A 3,891-nucleotide genomic window follows, 5' to 3' on the forward strand; every position below is an offset into this window, starting at 1 on the left:
GCGGCCGTCTCGATCATGGCCAGGACCACGGTCGCTTGGTGGGCGTCGGCGGGCGCGGGGCCGATGCGCAGCGCGGAGCGCATGGGACCGTACGACCGCCGCCCGGCCGGCGCGTACCGGCAGGAGGCGACGGCGTCCGCCGCCTGCTCGGGGGTGTCGACGAGCGGGACGATCACCCCGGCGGCGCCCGCGTCCAGCGCCCGGCCGATCGGCACCGGGTCGTTGGCCTCGACCCGGACCAGGCCGGCGGAGGCGCCGCCCGCGTCGATGGCGGTGAGGCTGTGCAGCAGGCCGCTGTAGCCGATCAGGCCGTGCTGGCCGTCCAGGCACACGTAGTCGTAACCGAGGCGGGCGATCCGTTCGGTGGCGACCGGCGCGTCCAGGATCGACCAGTAGCCGACCAGCCGTTCGCGGGAGCGCAGGGCGGTGGCGAAGCGGGCAGCGTTCATCAAGTCTCCTTGGTGGGGGGGCGGGAGTCAGCGGTTGTAGGCGGGCATCGGGCCGCGCAGCGCGGCGCCGACCTCGTCGCAGGCGGCGCCCACGTCGGCGGGCAGCGGCCCGGCCCCGGCGGCGGCGATGTTCGCGCGCAGGTGGTCGAGGCGGGAGCCGCCGAGCAGCAGGGCGTGTACGTCGTCGTGGCCGAGCAGCCAGCGCAGCGAGAGGTCGGTGAGCGGGATCCCGGCCCCGTCGGCGATCACGGCCAACCGCTCGACGGCGTCGAACAGCCGGGGGTCCCAGTAGCGCTGCCGGTACATGGCGGCGAGCGCGGAGTCGCCGAAGCGGCCGGCGGCCGGGGTGTCGCCGAAGCGGTGGCGGCCGGTGAGCAGACCGCCGCCCAGCGGGTTGTAGACCATGGTGAACAGGCCGCTGGTACGGGCGTATTCGAGGTACTCCTCCTCGACACGGCGGGCCAGCAGGTTGTAGAGCTGTTGCGCGATCACGGGCGTGGGCGCGCCGATGCGGCCGGCCGTGTGGACGACCTCCGAGATCTGCCAGGCCGCGAAGTTGGAGACGCCCAGGGCGCCGATCTTCCCCTCGGCTTCGAACTCGGCGACGGTGGCCAGGGTGTCGGCCAGCGGCACCGTACGGTCCGGCTGGTGCAGATAGAACAGGTCCACGTGGTCGGTGCGCAGCCGCCGCAGACTGCCCTCCAGGGCCCGGCGCATGCCGGTGGGGGAGAGCGGTGAGTGGTCCCCGGTGTCGGGGTGCGGCATGCCCGCCTTGGTGGCGAGCACCATCCGGGACCGCCGGGAGGGGGTGAGGGCGGCGGCGAGGATGGTCTCGGTGACCCCGCCGGCGTACGCGTTGGCGGTGTCGACGCCGGTGATTCCGGCGTCGAGCGCCGCGTCGAGCATGGTCAGCGCGTCGGCGGCGCCGACGGTGTCGCCGAAGGTCATGGTGCCCAGGACGAGCCGGGACAGCGGTACGGGGACACCGGGCAGGGCCGTCCCGGCCGGTACGGTGCCCGTCGGCGCGCTGTCCGGCGGGGAGTTGGGCGGCCGGGGGGTGTCCGGGGTGCTGGTCATCTCGCTCATTCCGTGGTTGCCGGTGTGGCCGCCGCCTCGGCGGCGGCCCGGGGCCTGTTGTCGTCGGCGGTCGCCGCGCCCGCGCGGGCGGAGACGACGGACCGTGGTTTACGGCCCCGCATGGCGGCCGGGTCGAGGGCGGCGCGGCGCAGCGCCCGGGTGTACGGCTCGACGGGCGAGGCCAGGACGGCGGCGGTGGCGCCGCGCTCCACGACGCTCCCGGAGCGCATCACGAGGATGTGCTCGCTGATCTCGCGGACCACGCCCAGGTTGTGGGAGATCACGATGAAGGTGAGCCCGGTGTTCGCCTGGAGGTCCCGGAGCAGCGCGAGGACCTGCGCCTGGACGGAGACGTCGAGCGCGGAGGTGGCCTCGTCGCAGACGAGCAGTTCGGGGTCGCTGGCCAGCGCGCGGGCGATGCCGATGCGCTGGCGCTGTCCGCCGGAGAACTCGGCGGGCCTGCGGTGGAGGGCGGAGGTGGGCAGCCCCACCCGGTCGATGAGTTCGGCGGCGCGCCTGGACCGTGCCGTACGGGAGCGCTCACCGGCCAGGCGCAGGGGCTCGGCGACGATGTCCTCGGCGCTCAGGTGCGGGTCGAGGGATCCGTACGGGTCTTGGAAGATCATCTGCACCCGGCGCCGGTGCGGGCGCAGCCGCCGCTCCGACAGCGCGCCGAGGTCGGTGCCGTCCAGCAGGATGCGGCCGGACGTCGGGCGGATCAGCCGGACCAGGGAGTGGGCCAGGGTGGACTTGCCGCAGCCCGACTCTCCCACCACGGCCAGGGAGGTGCCGCGTTCGACGGTGAAGGAGATGTCGTCGACGGCGCGGAAGGTGCCGCCCGGGACGGGGTACTCGACCACGAGGTTCTCGACGGCGAGGAAGGGGGCGCCGGCCGGCGGGGTGTTCCCGGACTTCGGGCTGCCGGACGGTGTGTGCAGCGGTGGCGTGTTCATCGGACGGCCTTCTCGTCGGCGGGAAGAGCGGGCGGGGTCTCGTCCCAGGGGCCGAGGACGGGGACGGTCGCGAGCAGGTCGCGGGTGTACTGCTCGCGGGGCGCGTCGACCACCTGCTCGACGGGCCCGGACTCGATGAACCGGCCGCCGCGCATCACATGGATCCGGTCGGAGACCAGCCGGGCCACCCCCAGGTCGTGGGTGATCATCAGGATGCCGATGGCGGTGCGTTCCTGAAGCTCCATCAGCAGGTCCAGGATCCCGGCCTGCACGGTGACGTCGAGGGCGGAGGTCGGCTCGTCGGCGATGAGCAGGACGGGTTCGGCGGCCAGCGCGATGGCGATCAGGACACGTTGCAGCATGCCGCCGGAGAGCTGGTGCGGGTACGCCTTCCAGACCGTGGCGGGGTCGTTGATCCGGACCCGCGCCAGGAGTTCCAGCCCCTTCTCGCGGGCCTGGCCGCGCCTCAGGGAGGGGTGGCGCAGGGCGATGGCCTCGCCCAACTGGCGCCCGACGGAGTGCACGGGGCTGAGCGCGGTCATCGGGTCCTGGGGGATCAGCGAGACCTCGCGCCCCCTGACCTTCGCGGCGGCGCCGGGGTCGGCGACGACGTCCACCCCCGAGATCCGGGCCGAGCCGGAGAGCACCGCGAGACCTTCCGGCAGCAGCCGCAGGATGCCCATCGCGGTGGTGGACTTCCCGGATCCGGACTCGCCGATGATGGAGACGGTCTCGCCTGCGGCGATCCGGAAGCTGACACCGTCGACCGCGCGCACGACGCCGTGCGCGGTGATCAGTTCGATCTGGAGGTCGTCGACTTCCAGGAGCGTGCGGTCTGTCGCCGTGTCGGCCACGGCGGTGGCGGTGGCGTTCATGAGGTGGCCTCTGCTGGTTGACGGCGGGTACGGATACGGTCGCGAAGGCCGTCGCCGATCAGGTTGACCCCGACGACGAGCAGGACGATGACCAGGCCGGGCAGGGTCACCAGCCACCAGGAGGTGGTGATGTAGTCCTGGCCGTCGGAGATGATCCGTCCCCAGGTGGCGAAGGGACGCTGCGGCCCGGCGCCCAGATAGCTCAGCGCGCTCTCCAGGAGTACGGCCTGCGCGAGCAGCAGCAGTACGACGAGGCCGGCCTGCCCGATGACGTTGGGCACGATGTGGCGCAGCAGGATGCCGACCCTGCGCAGACCCAGCACCCGCGCGGCGGCGACGTACGGTTTCTCGCGCTCCACGAGCACCAGGGACCGCGTCAGGCGGGCCACTTCGGGCCACTGGGCGATGGCGATGACCGCGGTGATGACCGGTACCGAGGGTTCGAAGAGAGCCACGACCAGGAGCAGCATCATCAGCAGGGGCAGGGAGAGCTGGGCCTCCAGCAGCCGGGAGACGACCGCGTCCACCCAGCCGCCG

5 protein-coding genes are annotated in these 3,891 nt (G+C 73.2%); all 5 read right to left on the reverse strand.

Annotation, left to right across the window (positions count from 1 at the left end):
• On the reverse strand, positions 1 to 449 hold a 449-nt coding region (locus BHU15_RS35930; protein WP_255293291.1), incomplete at its 3' end, for an HpcH/HpaI aldolase family protein.
• A 27-nt stretch (positions 450 to 476) separates the two neighbouring features.
• Complete coding sequence (locus BHU15_RS35935; protein ID WP_079128616.1) at positions 477 to 1,526, reverse strand: aldo/keto reductase; 1,050 nt, start codon at positions 1,524 to 1,526, stop codon at positions 477 to 479.
• Positions 1,527 to 1,531: 5 nt separating this feature from the next.
• Positions 1,532 to 2,479: an ABC transporter ATP-binding protein gene (locus BHU15_RS35940; RefSeq protein WP_069630936.1), complete on the reverse strand. Its 948-nt coding sequence runs from the start codon at positions 2,477 to 2,479 to the stop codon at positions 1,532 to 1,534.
• Complete coding sequence (locus tag BHU15_RS35945) at positions 2,476 to 3,354, reverse strand: ABC transporter ATP-binding protein (RefSeq protein ID WP_069630937.1); 879 nt, start codon at positions 3,352 to 3,354, stop codon at positions 2,476 to 2,478. Before BHU15_RS35945 ends, BHU15_RS35940 begins: the two co-directional genes overlap by 4 nt.
• On the reverse strand, positions 3,351 to 3,891 hold a 541-nt coding region (locus tag BHU15_RS35950), incomplete at its 5' end, for an ABC transporter permease (RefSeq protein ID WP_141726966.1). The genes BHU15_RS35945 and BHU15_RS35950, both read right to left, overlap by 4 nt.

The organism is Streptomyces niveus (assembly GCF_001723055.1).
Classification (GTDB): Bacteria; Actinomycetota; Actinomycetes; order Streptomycetales; family Streptomycetaceae; genus Streptomyces; species Streptomyces niveus.